The sequence below is a fragment of the Chryseolinea soli genome, assembly GCF_003589925.1.
GTDB lineage: Bacteria > Bacteroidota > Bacteroidia > Cytophagales > Cyclobacteriaceae > Chryseolinea > Chryseolinea soli.
In genome coordinates this window covers 7,943,498-7,963,930 of the sequence record NZ_CP032382.1, presented here as the reverse complement: position 1 = coordinate 7,963,930, position 20,433 = coordinate 7,943,498, and the positions used below count along the sequence as shown (strand labels likewise).

Below are 20,433 nucleotides of genomic sequence, written 5' to 3'. Positions count from 1 at the left end.
TATAAAAAGGACACGTGACCGATAGTGAACATCCTCCGTGTCGTGAATGCGATAATCTAAACAAACCGCACATGCGAAAAATAATCTTAAACCTGGCCATAACCCTCGACGGCTATATTGAAGGCCCCAACGGAGAACTGGATTGGCTTGTCAGAGATGAGAAAGTAGATTTTGGCGATATCCTCCAGGACATCCTGAGCGACAAAGACATCATCTTTTATGGCCGGATAAGCTATGACAAGTGGGGGAACTATCAACCCGACGAAAAGGCAACTCAAAAAATAAGAGATGCATACAAATTGTTACAGCGCAAACAAAAGTATGTTTTCTCCAAAACAAAAAAAGATGACCCCACCAGCGCAATTTTCATCAACGCAAACATCAAAGAGCGGGTAGCGGAAATAAAAGCACAACCCGGAAAAAACATTTGGCTTTACGGCGGCGCCAACCTCATCACCACATTCCTCAACCTAAACCTCATCGACGAATACCGCCTAGCCGTCCACCCCGTCATCCTCGGAAAAGGCAAACCCCTTTTCACGAACATCGAAACCCAACACAACCTGACCCTGATCGAAGCAAAAGGCTACCCATCAGGCGTAACCCTAATGAACTACAAAGCAACCCCCCACTGAACCACCACTCCCCCCAACCCAACTCCCCAACCCTCACACCCAAACCCCAAACCCAATCCCACGCTCAAACCCAAACCCACACTCACACTCACCTTCACACCCACACCCCAACCCCACACCTCCTCCAGCATGTTTCACCAGGGCCTAAGCCTATCTTCGGCCTGGCATGGGCATGTGCGGATAGGGTTAAGCCCTGGTGAAACATGCGGGGCCCCCGCGGCCCCTGAGCGGGGCTATGAAAAGCCACAGAACATGCCCCGCAAAAAATATCCTATCTCACAAACCGTTCAGTCCCCAACGCGAACCCCAAACACAATGGCAAACAACTCGACCCTAAACATCCAACTCTAAAAGCGAAAGAAACTTAAACGACGACCCTATGCCGGGGTGCTCACCTCGGCAGTTCAATCGGATAAACATTATCCTACTGTGAATTTTTTTCAACCGCTAAACATTCGCCAGAACAATCTGTTCTTTTCAACGGGGCGGATTCAACGCAATTTCCTGGTGCATCTTTTTTTCAAAAACAACCAAAACATGTTGAACAATTTTACCCCCAATTTCAATGACAGGTTTCAACGCAATGCTATCAGCACGACGCAACAGTTGTGTGGTGCTAGGTCTTGCCTGGCTTTTCAGCGTCCAGGCTTTTGCACAAGTATTTCCCACCGGCTTTAGCCGGGTTCAGGTCGCCAGCGGCATCAGTAATCCCACCGTCATGGCATTTGCTCCGGATGGAAGAATTTTTGTGGCACAGCAAAACGGAGCTTTGCGGGTGATTAAAAATGGAGCGTTGCTGACCACGCCGTTCATCCAGCTCAACGTAAACTCCAGCGGTGAACGCGGCCTTATCGGCATCGTCCTGGACCCCAACTTTGCGACCAATCAATTTATTTACCTCTACTACACATTGCCCGATGGCTCGCGAAATCGCATCAGCCGCTTCACGGGCAATGGCGATGTGGCCGTGCCGGGCAGCGAGGTGGTGCTGTTGAATCTTGATCCACTGAGCAGTGCGACCAACCACAATGGCGGGGCGATGCATTTCAAGAACGGACTGCTGTATGTTGCCGTTGGCGAGAATGCCAATGGTGCCAATGCTCAAAACCTCGATACCTACCTCGGCAAGATCCTAAGGATCAATCCCGATGGCTCGGTTCCCGCCGGGAATCCTTTTACCACAGGGACTGAGCAGCGTCGTCGTGTTTGGGCCTATGGCTTGCGGAACCCGTACACCTTTAGCATTCAACCCGGGACCGGACGGATCTTTATTAACGACGTCGGCCAAAATACATGGGAGGAGATCAATGACGCTACCACGGGAGGACTGAACTTTGGCTGGCCCACGGCCGAAGGCACCAGCACCAACACAGCGTTTACCAATCCGGTGTTCCAGTATCCGCATGGCTCCGGCGATGGTGCCGGCTGCGCGATCACCGGCGGTGTATTTTTTAACCCGGCAACAACGAATTACCCGGCGGCATACAGGGGAAGATATTTCTTTCAGGATCTCTGTAACCGGTGGATCAACATGCTGGATCTGACCAGCACAACCACCCGTCTTCCATTTGCTACAGGATTGGGTGGCGATGCCCTGAGCATCGACGTGGGGAATGATGGAAATTTATATTATCTCGAACGCAGCACCGGCGCCTTGTTCAAGATCATCTACACGACCAATACGGCGCCCGCCATCGTGACCCAGCCGACAAGCCGGACGGTGACGGCAGGTCAACCGGTAACCTTCTCCGTCACGGCCACGGGAACCACGCCGCTCTCGTATCAATGGCAAAAGAACAACGTATCGATCGCCGGCGCTACGGGCTCATCCTACACCATTGCCAGCACACAATCTTCGGATGCCGGTGCGTATCGTGTCATCGTGTCGAATGCGGCGGGAAGCGTTACCAGCGCGGCAGCGACGTTGGTGGTCAATGCGTTCAATGCGCCGCCGGTTGCACAGATCCTGACACCCGCCGCGGGCACACTGTATCGCGGGGGCGACACCATCAATTTTTCAGGCGATGCCACGGACCAGGAAGACGGCACCTTGCCGGCCAGCGCCTTCACGTGGCTGGTAGACTTCCATCACGACACACATCGTCATGACGGCCCGCCGGTTGCCGACGGCGTGAAGTCGGGATCCTTTGTTATTCCCACCAGCGGTGAAGTGTCGGACAATGTTTGGTACCGGCTCATCCTCATCGTGACAGACGCCGCCGGATTACGCGACACCGTGTACCGCGACATCCTTCCCCAGAAGTCGACGATCAGTCTGGCAACACAACCGGCAGGTCTCCAGGTGACCTTGGATGGACAGCCAATGGCCACACCGTTGTCTGACCTGAGCGTGGAAGGTATTCAGCGCACGATCGGTGTGGTTTCTCCCCAGACCGCCGGTGGACAGACGTATGAGTTCGATCACTGGCTGCACGGCGGAGCGGCAACCCAAACGATCTCCACGCCGGTGAACGATGTTACCTACACCGCCGTGTATCGCCTGTCAACCCTCCGGAATCCGGACAACCCGGCGAGTACCGTGAACGGGTTGAACTATGCTTACTATGAGGGCACATTTACGGCGTTGCCCAATTTTACGGCACTCACACCTGTCGCGTCGGGAAATGTTGCCAACGTTGACCTGACGCCGCGCCGCCGCGAGGATGACTATGCGTTCCGGTTTACCGGCTATATCAATGTGCCGGCCGACGGCACCTACACATTCTACACGAGTTCCGACGATGGCAGCCGGTTGCAAATCGGCACGACTACCGTGGTGAACAACGATGGCCTGCATTCGACCCAGGAAGCCAGCGGGGCGATTGGTCTCCGGACCGGCAAACACGCCATCACGATCATGTTCTTTGAACACCTGGGAGGCGCCGCGCTGACGACGAGCTATTCGGGACCGGGCATCGCGAAACAACTCATTCCGGCGAGTGCATTCTATCGCGCAGCAACTGTGAGTGGCACACAAACCCTGGAAGCCGAGAATGCCACGTTGGTGGGGCCAACGGTGATGAACGATCACGCCGGCTTTGTGGGTACCGGTTTTGCCGATTATCAGAATGCGTCTGGCGATTACATTCAATGGTCGGCCTCAGTGCCTGCTGCAGGCAGCTATACGCTCACCTTCCGCTATGCGCTGGTCAGCGGCGCACGCCCGCTGTCGGTGAGTGTGAACGGCGCGATCATAAACGCGTCGCTTGGTTTCCCACAAACCGGAAGCTGGACGACGTGGTCGACGGTTTCAACGACGGCAAATCTGAATGCGGGCACGAACACGATCCGCACGACGGCAATCGGCAGCAGCGGTCCGAATGTTGATAACCTCACCATACAAGGTGTCTCCGGTGCTGTCGCCATGACCTTAGCGTCTACGACAACGGATGACGCAGAGAGCAGTCTCTCCCTGTATCCCAACCCGGCGACACGACAGGTCTTTGTCGAAGTGAACGGAAATAGCGCAGTGGCAAAATTAAGCCTGATGAACACAACCGGCAAGGTGGTGAAGTCACAGATTTTTTCGGGACTTCAGGAAGGCATCAACACGCTGACACTGGATGTGGACGACGTGACCAATGGAATGTATTGGCTCCGGTTGGAGCGTGAACGAGGGAGCCAGTTGAGATCGATTGTGATCCTTAAATAACACGCAGTATGGAAAGTGCGACATTGCATTGCTGAGGAGGAATACCTACAGTATCTGTAAAGATTCCACAACGGGCGGTGTCGCGCTTTCATTAACGTACTTTGCGGCAACCTTTTTTGGATTGGCATGATATTTTTACTTGACGATGTGTTAATCTCTTAGGAGTGGTTTGCGCAAATGGGTAAAGTAGCTTAGGAGAACATTCATTTGATCCAAACCCGGGAACAGATCCTTTGTACTTGAACCGGGTCATGCCGGCGAAAGAAAAGAGGTTAATCCATGAAAGAGGTTGTTTTGTTCGAATACGAGCAGGGCGACCTCTTTTATCTTTTTTAGGCGACGTGCGTCTGATTTTCAGGTATCACCGCATGTCGATGCAACGATTTTTTTTATGACAATGAAATTTAAAGTATCAGATTATCCCGATCGACTGACACAGATCTACGGTGCCCTCATCGCCTTGGGTCTTATCGCCTACTTTTGGCTGGCCAAGATCCTCGGATTCATCAATATCCCGGAATTCAGATTATTTAACGTGGTCATCCAAACGGCAGGGATCTACCTGGCTTGCAAACAATTCAGACAGCTGCATGCCGGTTCCATAAACTATTTCCGCGCGATGGCCATTGGTTTCATCACGTCAACCATAGGAACGACTCTATTCGCCATGTTCCTGTTTATCCTTTTTCAAATCGATAAACCACTCTTCGAGTCTATTATCAGAGACGAACCCTTACGTACCTACCTGACGGTGTACATGGCCACCTTTGCGGTCTGGACGGAGGGAATGGTCTCTGGGACGGTGGCGACGTTCTTATTGACGAACATTATGGATTCGGATCAGCCGTGATCTTAAGACTTGCCATAACTCCACGCGGATGCTTCGTAAAAATAAAAATCTGATCCTCGAATTGCATATAAAATACATGGAGGAGTCTATGGAGCAAATCGATGAATCGATCCGCGCCGGGCTTCGTGAGCCTGTAGTGGAAAAGGCTCCCCATACTTATGGCGATGCCTACAAAAATCCACCACCCGAAGCCCCTCCCGTAGCTCCACCGGAACAGCCCGCCAATCCGGATAAGCTCAATGAAATAAGAAATAAAATTGCGACAGCCGAAGCGCCGGTGATCACGGATCCTGATGTGCAAACTGAATTAATGGAAATCATCAAGCAGCAGAGCGAAGCGTTCGAAAAAGAAATACGGCTGTTTGTACCGGATAAGAATAGGGTAGAGGCAGCAGCACAGCGATTCAAGGATGAACTGATGAACAATGTTCGTCAGCATCTCACTAAAAAGAATCTTGCTCACAAGCCATTGTCATGAAGCGTGCGGATTTTGTATGAGGGTGTTAATAGTTTTTTTGAATGACGTCAGCACCCACGTCCGTAAATTTTAATACACTTTTTGAAAAACGAATTCATCGATGTAGCACCGCTGGTCTTCGTCGGTGTCGTCATCGACCCACTCGCAATCTGCATACTCGCTTCTGAAATGGGGAGGCAATGTGGCGTCGCACGTGGATTCATCCCAATAGCCCGTGCAAAATTTCCATCGGTCTTCTGGCTGGCTGCCGGAAGTCTCTTTTCTTCCTCCCGCCTTCAATTGCCACTGGCCGGGCGTGTCTTTTGACTCATAAAACTGAAAGATGTACCGCGTATCCGCTTCCTCCGGTGAGGTGCTGGTGGCGAAGGATGTCGGTACATTCGGGTCGCGGGGATAGTTTTCCCGTTGCAATACCCTGACCGTCGCGCTTGGACCACCGCCGTCGCCTACTTCATCGTTCGTATTCGCATCGGGAGAAGCCTTGGCAGAGAAGGAAAGAAAACGGTAGCCGGTTCCGTTGGGCCTGTATTGGTAAATACGGTATCCGAAGGCCAGCGCATAGTCGGGGTCCGGAGAAACGTAGCGCACTTTTTTCACATACCAAACAGCCAGGGTGTCCATGTCGAACAAGTGATCGGTGGGATAAAGTGTCGCGCTTATACGCAACACTTCGTCTTCATTGTCGCAGGTCAACATGTGGGCATAGCCGGCGCAACCATGGGGCGTGCGTATGACGTAGCGCCCGTCGGCCAGGCTGGTATCGGAGCCCAGGAGCAGGAGGCCAAAAGGGTTTTCTAATTTATGGTCGTCGTCGTCCTTTTTGCATTGCGAAAAAGAAAAGGCGGCAAGGCCGGCAATGAACATGATCGATAAAATTCTCATAGTGGAATGTCTTTCTTTAGTTAACATCAATCCTTTGAGCCGGCATGGATAATACTGCCGTCGACGAAGAAACTACACGCGGCATGCATCCCGGTAAGCAGGATAGATAGGCATGGCGAATGAAAATTACGGCAGAAAACGACAGCGGTCACTCTTAAAAAAGAGAGTGGTCGACATGAATTATACAATGGTTGTTATCCTTTCGCCCGAATGAGGGAACGGTGGTTTTTCCTGAGAAAGCGGTAAAACGCTTGCCTGGTTTTTTTTACCTCTGTTTTTGTTTGTAATTTTTACGTGTGGATACCCGGTCATACCCGTTGCTGTATTTTCTGATCGTGCTCATGGGAACGGGAGTGCCGCTCGTGGCGCAGGCGCAACAGCGGTACCAGTTTGAAAACCTGACCACAGCCGATGGCTTGTCGGATAATCGTATTACCTGCATCACGAAGGACGCGACCGGGTTCGTGTGGGTGGGTACGGAAAACGGGCTGAACCGCTACGATGGACATTCGTTCCTCTGGTATAATACCGGCATCGGCAAAAGAGATATTTCCAATCCCTATATCAACGACGTTGAACAGGATGCCGACGGTTCGCTTTGGGTGGCCACACAAAGCGGCCTGAATGTTATCAACACCGTGTCGGACAGTATCTTTATTTTTTCTGCCGATGCGTCGAAGAAAGAAGAGAGGTTGCCCAGCGATCTGATCTGGGATGTCTGGATCGATAAAACGAACAAGGTCTGGCTCGCGGCCGATGTGAAGGATCTGTGTTATTACGATGTCCAGACAAAGAAGTTCACCTATTTTCCATGGAAGCAGTTTGCCGTCGCGTTATTTCCCCAACTGCAACATTCCTACCTCACCATACGAAAGATCTATAAGAAATCGGACGATGAATTGTGGCTGGGCACCAGCGTCGGGCTCTTTAGTTTTTCTATGAGCACCGGAACGTTCCGGTATTACAGCAGTAAAAATGTGGATCACTTTATCCAATTGGAATCATCACCGGATGGGAAAACGGTTTACTTTGTCCAAAATCCTTACCCCAAACTGGAGATACTTTCTGTCGCCGACAATGCCCGGAAGGATCTGGCCTGGGATGAGATTCCGCTCACAAAGTATTTGCCCGGCGATGCCCGCCAGGTCGGAGACCTGAAATGGTTACCGGCAGGAAATGATATTTTGGAAATTAATACGACCACGCAGGAAGCGATCAGGATACAGCACATCACGGACAATCCGTATTCGCTGTTGCCCGGCAACGTCCGCACCGTGTACCAGGACGACGAGGGGCTGGTTTGGGTTGGCACCAGTGGAGGGCTGAGCCGGTTCAATCCTGCCCGGACGCCTTTCTTGTTTACCGAAGTTATTTCTCCATCGCCACCGGGCGACGTAACTGAAAATGATCTGTACCGACTGAATCACCCGGTGCATACTGTTTTTTACAGCCAGACAGACGACAAATACTATATCAGTTCCCCCGCGACAAACCGTTTGATCATCAAAGACCGGGCAACCGGCAAGTCGAAGGTGCTCACGGAGATCCTGGGCAAGCCGTTGAAGAAATGTTCCGTCATTTTTGAAGACAGCAAAGGCCGGTTGTGGATCTTGGCACTGCCGCATGCTTTTATACTTGATCGCCGCACACAACAATTTGCCCTATCCTCATTTCAATCACAATCCAGCAATATACTCTTTACCGACATGGCGGAAGATGGACAGGGCAACTACTGGTTTGCCTGTCTCAACGATGGGCTGTATCGATACAATGAGCACGACCGCTCGCAAAAGAAGCTGGCCAACGCCCAGTTCAATTCTTCGCTTCCCACCTGTCTTTATTTCGACAAGGATTTAAATAAGCTCTGGATCGGTACGTTCGACCATGGTCTCTTCGTTTGCGATCTGAAAGATGAGCGTTTCACCCGCTTCCCGGTTTCAAAGAAAGTTCAAGGCTTTATGCCTTCGGCACTTATCACGGATGTTGTAAAAGATAAAGCGAACACGATCTGGATTGCTACCTATGCCGGAGGCATTGCCCGCTGTGCTTCCACCAATACGGATCGAACTAAATTCACTCAAATTACGGCTAGCGAAGGATTGCCGGAAAACAATGTCTTTTCATTGCTGGCAGATCGGTCGGGCGCGATATGGACCACGAGTTATCATGGGATTTCGAGAATAAGCCCGGACGGAGCGATTGAAAATTTTGATCGTTCAAAAGGATTGGGGTTGATCAATTTTTACAGCCCGTTTACCATGACCAGCGATGGCGAGATCCTGACGGGCGCGGGCAACGGGTTCATACGCTTTCATCCCGATAGGGTCCGTTACCAATCGCCGCCTTTCCCGGTGGCGATCACCTCGATCAGCATAAACGACACGGCGGTAAAAAGAAATTTTGCCACCGGCGGGTTGCAGCTGGCACATACGAGCAATGACGTCGAATTTCGTTTTGCTGCGCTTGCGTATGGTAACCCTTCCGGAACGGTGTATGAATATGCTTTGGACGGAATGCATAAAAACTGGATTGCCGGTGACCACACGAACCATGTGCGATATAATAACCTCCCACCAGGGCACTATACGTTCAAAGTAAAAGCGCGTGATTTTACAGGCGTGTATTCATCCAATGAAGCATCGGTGTCTTTTGATATACTCCCACCCTGGTGGGCCACCGGGTGGTTCAGGCTTCTTTGCGGAATTTGCCTGGCGTCTGCCATCGTCTTTGTATTCAGGGTCCGGATCACGAATGTGCGAAAAAAAGCAGCGGTGCAACAGCAAATGGCTGAATTGAAAAGCCAGGCGCTGCGGTCGCAAATGAACCCGCATTTCATTTTCAATAGTTTAAATGCCATACAGGAATTGATCGTGAGTGAAAATTATACCGCGGCCTATCAATACCTGTCGAAATTTTCCCGCTTGTTGCGGATGGTACTGGATTCGTCCGAAAAGAATTTCATCCCGCTCAGCAACGAGATAGAGATTTGCCAGTTGTATGTTGAACTCGAGTCGTTGCGTTTCCAGCATTCCTTTCATTATTCGATCGATGCCGGGCAAACCGATGCGGACGTGACCCTGTTTCCCACGCTGCTGGTTCAACCTTTTGTGGAAAATGCTATTTGGCATGGGTTGATGCAGAAAGAAGGGGATAAAATATTGTCGGTAAAGTTTGAGGAGAAAGGCCATACGATCTCCTGTACCATAAAAGACAATGGCATCGGCATGAAAAGGGCGGCAGAAATAAAAGCGGGAAAAATTGGCTCCTCCCATTTCACTTCCAAAGGGATTCCCCTGGCGCTGCAAAGGGTGGAAGCATTGAAAGCCAGTGGCAACCACCATGCGGAAATCAAAATAACGGACGGCAAGGATGAAGAAGGGAATGCCGTGGGGACAAAGGTCGAGATCAACATTTCGTATACCAACGCTAAGACCCGCTGAGATGATAAAAATAATGATCGTAGACGATGAGCTGTCGGCAGGCAATATCCTGCAACGGTTGATTGAAAAACACATCGCCGGCAATAAAACCATAAAAATTTGCCGCTCCGCGCAAGAAGCCCTCGATGCGATCCCCCTGTTCCGGCCCACGCTCATCATGCTCGACGTGGAAATGCCGAACATGAACGGGTTCGACTTACTGAACAAAGCGAGCAATGGCGACTTCGATGTGATATTTACCACCGCGTACGATCGATACGCTATTAAAGCCATCCGCTTTAGCGCCCTGGACTACCTGCTAAAGCCCATCGATATTTCGGAACTGCAAAATGCCATCAACCGGCATATCATAAAGCAGGAGCGTCACCCCCTCAAAAAAGAAAATCTGGTGAATAATCTTATTCACAACCTGAACCAGAAAAATCAATCACATTTCAAACTCGCCCTGAGCACTGCCGAAGGTGTTTTTTTTATTGACCCCGCCGATATTCTCCGCTGTGAAGGCGATAATAATTACACCCACTTCTACTTTTTGAACAAGCACCCCATCATTGTTTCAAAGACGCTAAAAGAATACGAAGAGATCTTAAATGAGCACGGATTCGTCCGCATTCACAAATCCCACCTGGTCAATATCCGGCACGTGGCACACCTGGATAAAGAAGGAATGTTGTGGATAAAAGATGGTATGAGCCTTCCGGTGTCGAGGAGGAGGAAGGAGGAGGTGTTGAGATTGTTGTCGGAAAAATAACGGGGTGGGCATTGTTTTTTGCCGCCAACATAGGGTGGCAGATTGCTGAATTTGTTGGTGAAGAACACCAACAAAGGCGGAACACTAACCTTGTATTTACTCCAGTTCAATCGTAGTCTTAAAAACCGGGATAGCTTCTCCCAGTATCGCTACTTTTAATGGTATGTTTTCTTGAACATCCACATAGACTTCCATCGTACCGGGTCTTCCGATGGCCTCGCCCTGTTTGGCAGTGAAGGAGAACCGATTCCCATTGAAATTTGCAAGATTGTTTTTAACCAAATAAGCACCCAGCGGGCCATTGGCATTTCCCGTGACCGGGTCCTCATCGATACCAATGGCGGGGGCGAACATTCTTCCGTGGGTTAAGATGTTAGCGTCATCAGAATCAAAGGTGAAGACAAAATAACCGTTGCACTTTATCAAACTGCTGATCCTTTTGAGTTCGGTGAGGTTCGGCGCTAAACGATTTAACTTTTCTCTCGAGTTTATGCCGATCATGACTTTGGAATGCCCCGTTGAGGCGATCTCGACCGGGCAATTTTTATTGACCTCACGTTCGCTGATCCCCAATGCGTTTAGTATTTCGGATTGGTGACGGGGGTCAATGGACTCAAAGCTGATCTTCCCCTGCGTCATTTTGATTTTGATCGCGTCACCGGATGCGATGATCTCGATGGGAAGAATGCCCGCTTTTGTTTTTTGCAAAAGCGTTTGACCGGGTTGCGCCTGTTGTTCCAACACCCTGACAAAATGCGCTGCTATGGTGGCGTGTCCACAAATCGGGACTTCGGTGGTCGGAGTGAAGAATCGGACTTCGACATCGTAGTTGTCCGTCTTTTCGTGAGGTGAAAACAAGAAAGCGGTTTCGGAGTTTTTTAGTTCGCGTGCGATGAGCAGCATTTCCGCATCGGAGAGCCCGTGGGCATCGACCACGACACCAGCCGGGTTACCCGTAAACTTCGTTGTCGTAAACGAATTGATCTGATAGACGGTATACTTTCGGCTCATAGTTAAAAGTTACGGGACATACTCTATACGCGCAGGTCTTTTCAAAGGTTCCCGGCTTGAGAGTTGTCCCTTTGTATCACTCCGGAAAAGCATATGCCTCGGCCACCCACTCATAGCCTTCGCCCTGCTTGCGCACATGCCCGATGCCGGGCCAGGGGAGGTGATAGCCGAAGGTTCGCTTACCTCCCTTGCTGAGGTCGGCCAGTACTTTCTTGCGTGTAGCCATGGCCTGCTCGAGGTTGGTGTCGCCATTGAATCCCCATTCGGGGTGTTGGACCGACAACACATCGGAATGGAGAAGATCGGCTACGTGGACCAATTCTTCCGAACCGGAATAGACGTGCACCAGTGTATGTCCCGGCGTGTGACCCGGGGCCAGTTCCATGCGCAGGCAACCCAATAGCTCGACGCCGTGTTCGAACAAGCGAACTTGCACTTGCAGCGTTTTGAAGATGGTCTGTGTGGACGCCGTAAATGCGGCGAGCAATTTTTTGTCCTGGAATTTCGATTTGGAAAAATCCTGTTGAGGCGCCATCCAGAATTCATGTTCCAGCCGGGCTACATGCACCTGCGCATGAGGAAACACAGGCGCCCCTTCTTTTGTGAGCAATCCGCCCACGTGATCGGGATGGGCATGTGAGATCACAACGTGGGTGATACTTTCCGGTGTTATGCCGGCATCGGCCATGGAGGACAGCATCCACCCCGAGGCAGGTCCGAAGTTGCCGCCGGTGCCGGTATCGACCAGGATCACGTCATTCTCTTTTTTGATGACCAGGATGTTCATGCTCAGGTCTATCGCCTCGGTGGAGCGAAAATGTTTTTGCAGCAATTCTTTTTCGGCTTGTTCGCTTCCATTGGGGAACGTCGGTTGTATGGGGCTTAAGGCGATATGACCATCCGTGAGCACCGTCAAGTCCAATGTTCCTACCTTGAGCTGGTGAAAGGGTCGTTTCACGGTTTTGATGACAGCGGGTTCAGCCCGTAATATCTTGAAGGGAATAGCGGCTATGCCACCCATCAATGCGAGGCGTTTGAGAAGAGCTCTTCTTTTCATCATGCATGTATTTGTTGTCAAATACCGGCCTTCTATCCTAAAAATCAAGTAGGTACTATATAGTGACCTACGCACCAAAAGGATACTAATAGTGATAGTCAGGCGAAAAGAAATAGCCGGAGACGAAAAAAAGGAAGAGATTTAAGAAGGGTCCACGCGAATTAAAGGACCGCCATCCTGGGCTTTCAGAACGCCAAAGGGGCTACACTGCCCCGCCGGCAGATTGTTTTCCTGCAGAAGCCTTTCAAAATCTTCGATGCCTTCTTCGGCGACGGCCACGAGTAAACCACCGCTGGTCTGTGGGTCGGCCAGGATATAGCGTTGCTCATCGGAAAGTGTGCCGATCTTGTGACCGTAGCTGTTCCAGTTCCGTTGCGTGCCGCCCGGAAAACATTTTTGTTGGAGATAGTGTGGCAAGGAAGCAATGACAGGCACTTTCTTGTATTCAATCACGGCAGACAAGCCGCTTCCTTCGCACATTTCGGTGAGATGTCCCAGCAAACCAAAGCCGGTTACGTCGGTCATCGCTTTTATATACTCCAGCTTACCGAATAGTTCGCCGAGCTTATTCAGCGTCGTCATGCTTTGCAAGGCGATGGCGGCGTCGTCGGCGAGGAGTAGTCCTCTTTTTTGAGCCGTCGACAGTATGCCTACGCCTAGCGCCTTGGTTAAATACAACCGGCATCCCGCCGTTGCCGTAGAATTTTGTTTCACCTGATAGCTGTTCACCAACCCGTTCACGGCCAAACCAAACACAGGCTCGGGACAGTCGATGCTGTGGCCGCCGGCGAGGGCAATGCCTGCTTCTGCGCATACGGCTCTTGCCCCTTCCAACACGCGTTGCGCTACCTCGGGTGGCAGTTTGTCTACCGGCCAGCCCAGAATGGCAATGGCCAGCACAGGTTTGCCACCCATGGCGTATACGTCGCTAATGGCGTTCGCCGAAGCGATCCTGCCAAAATCATACGGATCATCCACGATGGGCATGAAAAAATCGGTCGTGGAGATCAGCGCGGTGCCATTGCCCAAATCTAAAACAGCGGCATCGTCGCGTTTATCGTTCCCTACCAGGAGGCGGGCGTCGGTCGGTGTGGCGATGTTGCTATGCAGTATTTTGTCCAGTATCGCCGGACTGATCTTGCAACCGCAGCCGGCGCCGTGAGAATATTGGGTGAGTTTAAATTCCATCGTCTCCATCATTTCATGATCTGATTAGCTTACCAAAGGTATGGCCTGGACGGCGCCCAAAATTTTCCGGGCATTCTGGTTGGGGTTGGCATTTTCAAGGTCCACGTGAAGGACATGACCGGCATCGCGACGGGCCAAACCCGAGCGATAGGCCTTATCGTAATAGATCATGACGACTTGAAATCCGCCATGCGATCTTCTTTAATGGCGAGCACGGCCAGTTTGGCCCGGTCCAGTCCCAGGCGTTTCCGGATGCGCTCCGTACAGGCGATCAGAAAATCTTTATCCAACGAACCATACTCTTGCACCAATGCTTCCATGCGTTCCGTCGCGGGAACATTTATATCGATCAAAAAAGCGGCTGCCATCTGATTCCAGAAAGCCCTGGGGACCATGCATCTGCCAATGGTAGAACTTTCATCCTCTACCCATATTTTCCGTTGCTTGTCGCATTTGTTTAACGCGGAAGCGAGATGGTTTTCAAATTGTTCCTGTGTCGGCTGCACGAATTTGTTCATGCTGCCATACGAAGAGCCCTGGTGTTGCGCAAGATCTTCCAAATCAATTACCTGCTGGCCCAATGCACGGAGCTCATGGAGGATCCTGGTCTTGCCCGACCCGGTCATACCCCCTAAGATGAACAATTCGTAGGCAGCTTCGAATTGATCGAGCGCCCATCGTCTGTAGTGCTTGTATCCACCTTTTACGAGGTATACTTCAAACCCATAGAGATCCAGTGCCCACGCCATGGCACCACTTCGCATGCCGCCGCGCCAGCAGTGCAGGGCGATCTTTTTCGCCGGCGCCCTTTCCAGCGCCTGTTTGATAAACCCGGACCACTTGGGACCGGTGAGATCAAACCCCAATAGTATCGCTGCGTCTTTTCCGACTTGCTTATAAGTAGTGCCCACTAAAACCCGTTCCTCGTTACTGAACAGAGGCAGATTGAACGCCCCGGGAATATGGCCATGCTCGAACTCTGCGGGCGTACGCACATCGGCCAACGGAACGGGCTCCGTCAGGCTCATAAGGTCGTTGATCGTAATGGGATGAATCATCTTACCGTGTTCCCGTGTAGGTGAATGGCCAACCACAAATATAGGACATACCATCCGCTCTTCCGAAAACAAAGGTTCATGTCTCGAGCAACCCAGTTCTACCGTGCCCGGGCGTGACGTGATCGCTTGCGAAAAAAACGTGGACGAAAATGAACACAAGGTTGGTTAGAATGCCCCGGTGATTTCAGAATGAGGATATTTTTACATTGGCATGATTATTATTCCTACATTTAGATAATAATATGCTGCCATGAGAAAATACGCGTTGGGTAAGGTTGAAGAAGTGGCCAGCGCATGCCCATGAAAAAGAGGAATGAACATCCACCCCGGTTCTTTTTAAAGTTTTTCCGCTGGTACTGTCACCCGAGGATGCAGGATTATATTGAAGGTGACCTGATGGAAGTTTATGCGCTGCGACGGAAGACGTTGGGCAAGCGCAAAGCGGATCTGAAATTTATCATCGATGTGCTGTTGCTGTTCCGGCCGGGCATTATCAGGCCACCAAAGAAACACCAGAACTTAAACCCCTACGGTATGTATAAAAGTTACTTCAAAATCGGATGGAGAAATTTGGCAAAAAATAAAGCATACTCTCTCATCAACGTGGCTGGTCTGGCGTTGAGTATGGCGTGCGGGATATTCATTTTTTTGTTGGTGAAACACAATTTGAGTTTCGATAATTTTCACCAGAATCCGGACAGGATATATAGAGTGGTCACGGAGCTTCACCGGGATGTTATCGCCTACAGAAGCAGTGTTCCCTCGCCGTTAGGAGAATTTTTTCGCAACGATTATACCTATGGTGAAAAGATCGCACGCGTTTTTACTGGACGCGATGCGCTCATAACGCTTCGGAAAGGGAACGAGCTTGTTAAATTTAATGAACCGGAAGGTCTCGCGTTCAGCGAAGCAACGTTCTTTGATATTTTCAATTTCCCTTTACTACAAGGAAACAAAGCAACGGCCTTAACGGCGCCCCATACCGCGATCCTCACCGAAAGAATGGCCCAAAAGTTTTTTGGGAATGAAAATCCAATGGGTGAAACATTTTGGTTGGATAACAAACTCCCGTTCACGGTTACGGGCGTGCTCAAAAACTTGCCTTCCAATACCGATTTCAAAACCGAGATCTTTGTGTCCTATCCTTCTCTGAAATCTTATGATCCCTGGCTGGCAAGCGATAAGGAGGGGTGGAATGGGATCCGGGATGGAATGAAATGTTATGTCCTTCTTCAGCCTCAGGCATCGATCGCCAAGGTGGAAGAGGTCATGTCGGCGTATGTGAAAATCTATCGCCCGACCAGCAAAAATGTTCATCATTATAAATTGCAGCCCTTGGCGGATGTTCATTTCAATCCTCAGTATGGTGGGCCGATGGGAAAACGCAATTTGTGGATCCTGTCCGTGATCGGTTTGTTTTTGATCGTCACGGCTTGCGTAAATTTTATAAACCTGGCTACCGCGCAAGCTTTAAAACGATCGAAAGAAGTCGGCGTAAGAAAAGTTCTCGGCGGCGTGAAGCGGCAGTTGTTCTGGCAGTTTATTTTCGAAACGGGAATGATCACGTTTGCAGGCGTGAGCGTGGCCGCTTTGGTGGCTTATATCACCTTTCCTTATGTAGACGGTTCTTTCAAAACCCAAATGACGATGGACTTATTTTCTGATGGGTCATTGTTCCTGTTCGTTTTGGCGCTGGGCATTATCGTCACCTTTTTGGCGGGTTATTATCCCGGGTTGGTGTTGGCTGGATTTCAACCTGTGGCCGCATTGAAGGGAAGGCTTTCTCAACAAAATGTCGGCGGGTTCAATACGCGGCGCACATTGATTGTGACACAGTTTGCGATCTCTCAGGTATTGATCATCGGTATGATCGTGATCATGAACCAAATTCGATTTGCCAGACATGCCGATTTGGGTTTTGATAAAGAGGCTATCGTTATGGTTCCGGTGGGCAGCGATTCGACCGGCACCCTGGCGGACGCATTAAAGAATGAGATCTCCAGGATGCCGGGTGTTGAAAAAGTTTCGCTCTGCTTTGCCGCACCCTCATCCAACGAGGATTGGGGCAATTCGATCCGGTTCAATAACAGTCCGGAAGAAGTTAATTTCAGAACAAGCATTAAGTCGGCCGATGCCGACTACGTGTCCACCTTTGATTTGGATTTGGTTGCCGGAAGGAATCTGCTCCCATCCGACACCGTGAGAGAGATGATCGTGAACGAAGCCATGGTTCGCAAACTAAACCTCGCATCGCCCGAGGAGGCGATCGGGCAAACGATCAGTGCCAATGGGGGCGAGATGAGAGCGCCGATCGTCGGTGTCGTCAGAGACTTTCATGACAAATCGTTTCATGAGGAGATCAGCCCCATATTAATTACAACCTACCGGAATGAGTATATGAATTATGCCGTAAAGCTCAACCTGGCGCAGGCCAAGTCCGTGTTGACGTCCATCGAAAAAAGCTGGTCGCAACTGCATCCCGATCAAATGTTTCAGTATGAGTTTCTCGACGACAGCATTGCCCGATTTTATGAAGCGGAAGAGACCACACTCAAACTGATACAGATCTTCTCCTTCATCGCCATCTTCATCGGTTGCCTGGGTTTGTATGGACTGGTGTCGTTTATGGTGGCGCAAAAAATAAAGGAAATCGGTATCCGGAAAGTTTTGGGCGGCACGGCGACACACATTGCCTGGATCTTTGGAAAAGAATTTGTGCGGCTGATCGTGATCGCTTTTTTACTGGCGGCCCCGGTGGGTTGGTGGATGATGCACCACTGGCTGCAGGATTTCAAGTTCAAGATCCAAATCAACGCCTGGACATTTGTATGGGCAATCGGTTGTTCACTCTTGGTGGCTTTGTTCACCGTGAGTTACCAGGTCGTTAAGACGGCCCTGACAAATCCTGTGAAGTCGCTGCGGTCAGAATAACGTGCCATCAGCACAACCTGAGGTTGAATGCCTCGTAAATCGATTCCCGTCAAGCCCGGATAAAGCTCGTAATGATCAGCGTGGTGATCACGACACCGGTGATCATGATTACCGCGGCATGGCGCCCAGCCAGGCGATAAGACGAATCCAATCCGAACTTTGATTGACGGAGCGCCAGAACTTTTTGCCGGTGCACACAGGCTACGTGAATAAAAACACAAAGCACCGACAGGGAGTAGTACGGAATAAAGAAACGGTCTGCCGGTGAGTTCTTCACGCCCCAGGCGGCGAAGTGAAAATCCGTCTCGGTATTCCACACGAAACGTCCCAGCATCACAGCGCGGATGTGATAGAACAGAAAAAATGAAAGATACAGGCCGCTGATCACTTGCAGGATATCGTATACGTTTTTTGAAATCCCTTTTTCCATACCAATATCGGCCCGCTAATCACCTGCACGAGCGCGCTCGAGAGTAAAAGAAATTCCACCGGTGGAAACCGGTACACCGTGCGGAACAGCTTCATCACACGGATGTGCGCATCGGCACCCCACCACGCACACAGGTGGTTGATGACGTGGAAAAAGAAAAAGGTTGCCAGCACCAGGCCTGAAGCCCGGTGTAGTTTCTTTAAGCGTTCGGTGTTCATGACGTAAGGGGGTAATTCGCGTGGTATATGGTGCACTCCACGCAGCGCACGGAATGCACAGGTACCTACCGGGTGTGCACGTTTACTTTGTTGATGTATTTAGTGAGTTTTCTTTCCGGCATACTCTGCCGTATAGCCGGTTCTCCCATTTTTGATAATAAAGATCAATAGGACCCGGGTTGTCTTCTCTTGGCTTGGATTTCTGGCCAGGGTATGGAGGATATTTCTTTTTTCGTAAAACATCTGACCGGTCGAAAAGGTATTCGGCTCCTTGGTGACGAGGGCAATCTGAATCTCGCCTTCCATCACATAGCCGAACAATTCACAGTCGTGGCGATGAGAAACCGTGTCGGCAGCCCCGGGAGCGAGGGTCATAACAAGGGATTCCATTTTATAGTCCGTGAGCTCCGGGTCGGATAACGCCTGGCGTAGCACAAGGTCGAAGGTTATCGGCGATGCGACTGTATTTTTTTCTGTCTGATGATGTTGGGAGTAAGCCGTCGTGAGTACGCAGACAAGCAGGGCAGTGAGAAGGAGTTTATTGGGGGGCATGGTGATCGAGGTTTGGTGAATGGCTTTCCGGATGCCGTGCATTTGAAAAGCGATGCTAATATGGAGAAAGATAGAATTTTGCGGGTAGTCCACAGCGCATTACCCGGGTAGTCCACGGAAAGAAAGTCGATGATCGATCTGGGTGGCGCCTGGTCCGGAACGCTAATTTCCAACCCAAATCATGGGAAAAGACCCGATGGCTTCGTTTGCGTGGGGCGGATTTGACCCTCGGCGAAAAAAAATCGAAAAATCTTTTAGTGGGGTAGGGTAGGGTTATTTGTCTTATGGGCAATTAACCGTTAAACCTTTGAAACCAGACGAGGATTACCTGCGCAAGATTGTTTTGCTCCTCAATGAGCCCGACAACGTTGAATTGTTACACGAAGTGGAAGCGTTGCGAATGCTTTCGCCCGATCACGATACCTTTTACAAAGAAGTAGTCAATCTCTGGGCCGCATCCGCGGACGTGAAGGATCTGCAGCACATCAATGTGGCAGAAGCCACCGAAAGACTTTCCCTAAAATTGAAACAAAGCCCGCGCTATGTCGCCTCGCAACCGAGCGGTGTTGGCGTGGCGTTGAAATGGTTTACGCGCGCGGCCGCCGTGTTGGTGACCGGTGCCGTGGGCTATTGGATCTATGTGTCGCGCCAGGTGGAGTTCATCACCAAATCCACCGGGCCCAACGTGCGCGACACGCTGGTGCTGGCCGATCATTCGCAAATCTTCATGGACGAAAACACCACGGTGCGCTACCCGTCGCAATGGTCGGGCGCACAACGCCGGGTGTACCTGGAAGCGGGCAACGCATTTTTCTCCGTGTCGCACGATAAGGAGCACCCTTTTGTGGTGCAGATGCAACAGTCGACAGTGACGGTGTTGGGCACGACATTCAACATCCGGCTGCGTCAAAATGAGATTGCGGTCAGTGTGAAAACCGGCACGGTCATGTTCGAGCCGGGAGGTACAAAAGAAAATCCCGTATTGCGCGCCGGCGACGGCATCGTGTTCAATACGCTGGCCCGCACGCTCACCGCGGTGGACGTCACCAACCGGAACAGCGATGCGTGGCTCACCCATGAACTCGTGTTCACCGACGCCCCGCTGCGCGACGTACTCAGCGCACTCGAAGAGTACTACCGCGTCCGCTTCGTCGTGGTGGACTCCATCACCAAATTCAAAAAGTTCAATGCCACCTTCAAGAACAACAGCCTCCAGGAAGTGCTGGATGTGCTGGCGGCGGCCTATCCTGTAAAAATCGAAAGCAAAGATTCACTGGTGGTCATCCAGGGCAATCCCTGA

The 20,433-nt window shown here is 50.8% G+C and carries 17 protein-coding genes; 8 read left to right on the top strand and 9 right to left on the bottom strand.

Annotated features, from left to right (window positions below):
- Positions 1-71: 71 nt before the first annotated feature.
- The 4 genes from D4L85_RS33040 (at position 72) to D4L85_RS33025 (ending at position 5,615) form a co-directional block, all read left to right on the top strand.
- Positions 72-635, top strand: a complete 564-nt coding sequence (locus tag D4L85_RS33040) for a dihydrofolate reductase family protein (protein ID WP_119758366.1) — start codon at positions 72-74, stop codon at positions 633-635.
- A 583-nt stretch (positions 636-1,218) separates the two neighbouring features.
- Entirely contained in the window at positions 1,219-4,287 is a 3,069-nt protein-coding gene (locus tag D4L85_RS33035; protein WP_228450711.1) for a PQQ-dependent sugar dehydrogenase, read from the top strand.
- A 391-nt stretch (positions 4,288-4,678) separates the two neighbouring features.
- Entirely contained in the window at positions 4,679-5,137 is a 459-nt protein-coding gene (locus D4L85_RS33030) for a DUF4199 domain-containing protein (protein WP_119758364.1), read from the top strand.
- A gap of 28 nt (positions 5,138-5,165) precedes the next feature.
- A complete protein-coding gene (locus D4L85_RS33025; protein WP_119758363.1) occupies positions 5,166-5,615 on the top strand; it encodes a hypothetical protein in 450 nt (149 codons plus the stop codon).
- A gap of 69 nt (positions 5,616-5,684) precedes the next feature.
- Here the strand turns inward: D4L85_RS33025 and D4L85_RS33020 are convergent, their stop codons facing one another.
- A complete protein-coding gene (locus D4L85_RS33020) occupies positions 5,685-6,497 on the bottom strand; it encodes a hypothetical protein (protein ID WP_160144164.1) in 813 nt (270 codons plus the stop codon).
- A 296-nt stretch (positions 6,498-6,793) separates the two neighbouring features.
- Between D4L85_RS33020 and D4L85_RS33015 the strand changes: the two genes are divergently transcribed.
- Entirely contained in the window at positions 6,794-9,937 is a 3,144-nt protein-coding gene (locus D4L85_RS33015) for a ligand-binding sensor domain-containing protein (protein ID WP_160144163.1), read from the top strand.
- Position 9,938: 1 nt separating this feature from the next.
- The gene (locus D4L85_RS33010) at positions 9,939-10,688 is read left to right on the top strand and encodes a LytR/AlgR family response regulator transcription factor (protein WP_160144162.1); all 750 of its coding nucleotides are present in this window, start codon (positions 9,939-9,941) and stop codon (positions 10,686-10,688) included.
- 96 nt (positions 10,689-10,784) lie between these two features.
- On the opposite strand, the gene D4L85_RS33005 is transcribed toward D4L85_RS33010, so the two are convergent.
- From D4L85_RS33005 to mnmH, 5 genes are all read right to left on the bottom strand, one after another.
- Positions 10,785-11,699, bottom strand: a complete 915-nt coding sequence (locus D4L85_RS33005) for a PhzF family isomerase (protein ID WP_119758359.1) — start codon at positions 11,697-11,699, stop codon at positions 10,785-10,787.
- Positions 11,700-11,775: 76 nt separating this feature from the next.
- The gene (locus D4L85_RS33000) at positions 11,776-12,759 is read right to left on the bottom strand and encodes an MBL fold metallo-hydrolase (RefSeq protein WP_119758358.1); all 984 of its coding nucleotides are present in this window, start codon (positions 12,757-12,759) and stop codon (positions 11,776-11,778) included.
- A gap of 138 nt (positions 12,760-12,897) precedes the next feature.
- Positions 12,898-13,953 carry a selenide, water dikinase SelD gene (gene selD, locus D4L85_RS32995; protein ID WP_119759042.1) on the bottom strand — a complete coding sequence of 352 codons (1,056 nt, stop codon included), beginning with the start codon at positions 13,951-13,953 and terminating at the stop codon, positions 12,898-12,900.
- A 15-nt stretch (positions 13,954-13,968) separates the two neighbouring features.
- Complete coding sequence (locus D4L85_RS34900; protein ID WP_228450709.1) at positions 13,969-14,115, bottom strand: hypothetical protein; 147 nt, start codon at positions 14,113-14,115, stop codon at positions 13,969-13,971.
- A complete protein-coding gene (gene mnmH, locus D4L85_RS32990) occupies positions 14,112-15,002 on the bottom strand; it encodes a tRNA 2-selenouridine(34) synthase MnmH (RefSeq protein ID WP_228450708.1) in 891 nt (296 codons plus the stop codon). Before mnmH ends, D4L85_RS34900 begins: the two co-directional genes overlap by 4 nt.
- Positions 15,003-15,371: 369 nt before the next feature.
- Between mnmH and D4L85_RS32985 the strand changes: the two genes are divergently transcribed.
- Positions 15,372-17,933 carry an ABC transporter permease gene (locus D4L85_RS32985; RefSeq protein WP_160144161.1) on the top strand — a complete coding sequence of 854 codons (2,562 nt, stop codon included), beginning with the start codon at positions 15,372-15,374 and terminating at the stop codon, positions 17,931-17,933.
- Between the two features lie 49 nt (positions 17,934-17,982).
- Here D4L85_RS32985 and D4L85_RS32980 read toward each other — a convergent pair whose 3' ends face one another.
- From D4L85_RS32980 to D4L85_RS32970, 3 genes are all read right to left on the bottom strand, one after another.
- Entirely contained in the window at positions 17,983-18,363 is a 381-nt protein-coding gene (locus D4L85_RS32980) for a hypothetical protein (RefSeq protein ID WP_160144160.1), read from the bottom strand.
- Positions 18,318-18,581, bottom strand: a complete 264-nt coding sequence (locus tag D4L85_RS32975; RefSeq protein ID WP_119758355.1) for a hypothetical protein — start codon at positions 18,579-18,581, stop codon at positions 18,318-18,320. The genes D4L85_RS32980 and D4L85_RS32975 overlap by 46 nt, the downstream gene beginning before the upstream one ends.
- Positions 18,582-18,680: 99 nt before the next feature.
- The gene (locus tag D4L85_RS32970) at positions 18,681-19,226 is read right to left on the bottom strand and encodes a cupin domain-containing protein (protein ID WP_160144159.1); all 546 of its coding nucleotides are present in this window, start codon (positions 19,224-19,226) and stop codon (positions 18,681-18,683) included.
- Positions 19,227-19,440: 214 nt separating this feature from the next.
- On the opposite strand from D4L85_RS32970, the gene D4L85_RS32965 reads away from it, so the two are divergent.
- Entirely contained in the window at positions 19,441-20,433 is a 993-nt protein-coding gene (locus D4L85_RS32965) for a FecR family protein (protein WP_119758353.1), read from the top strand.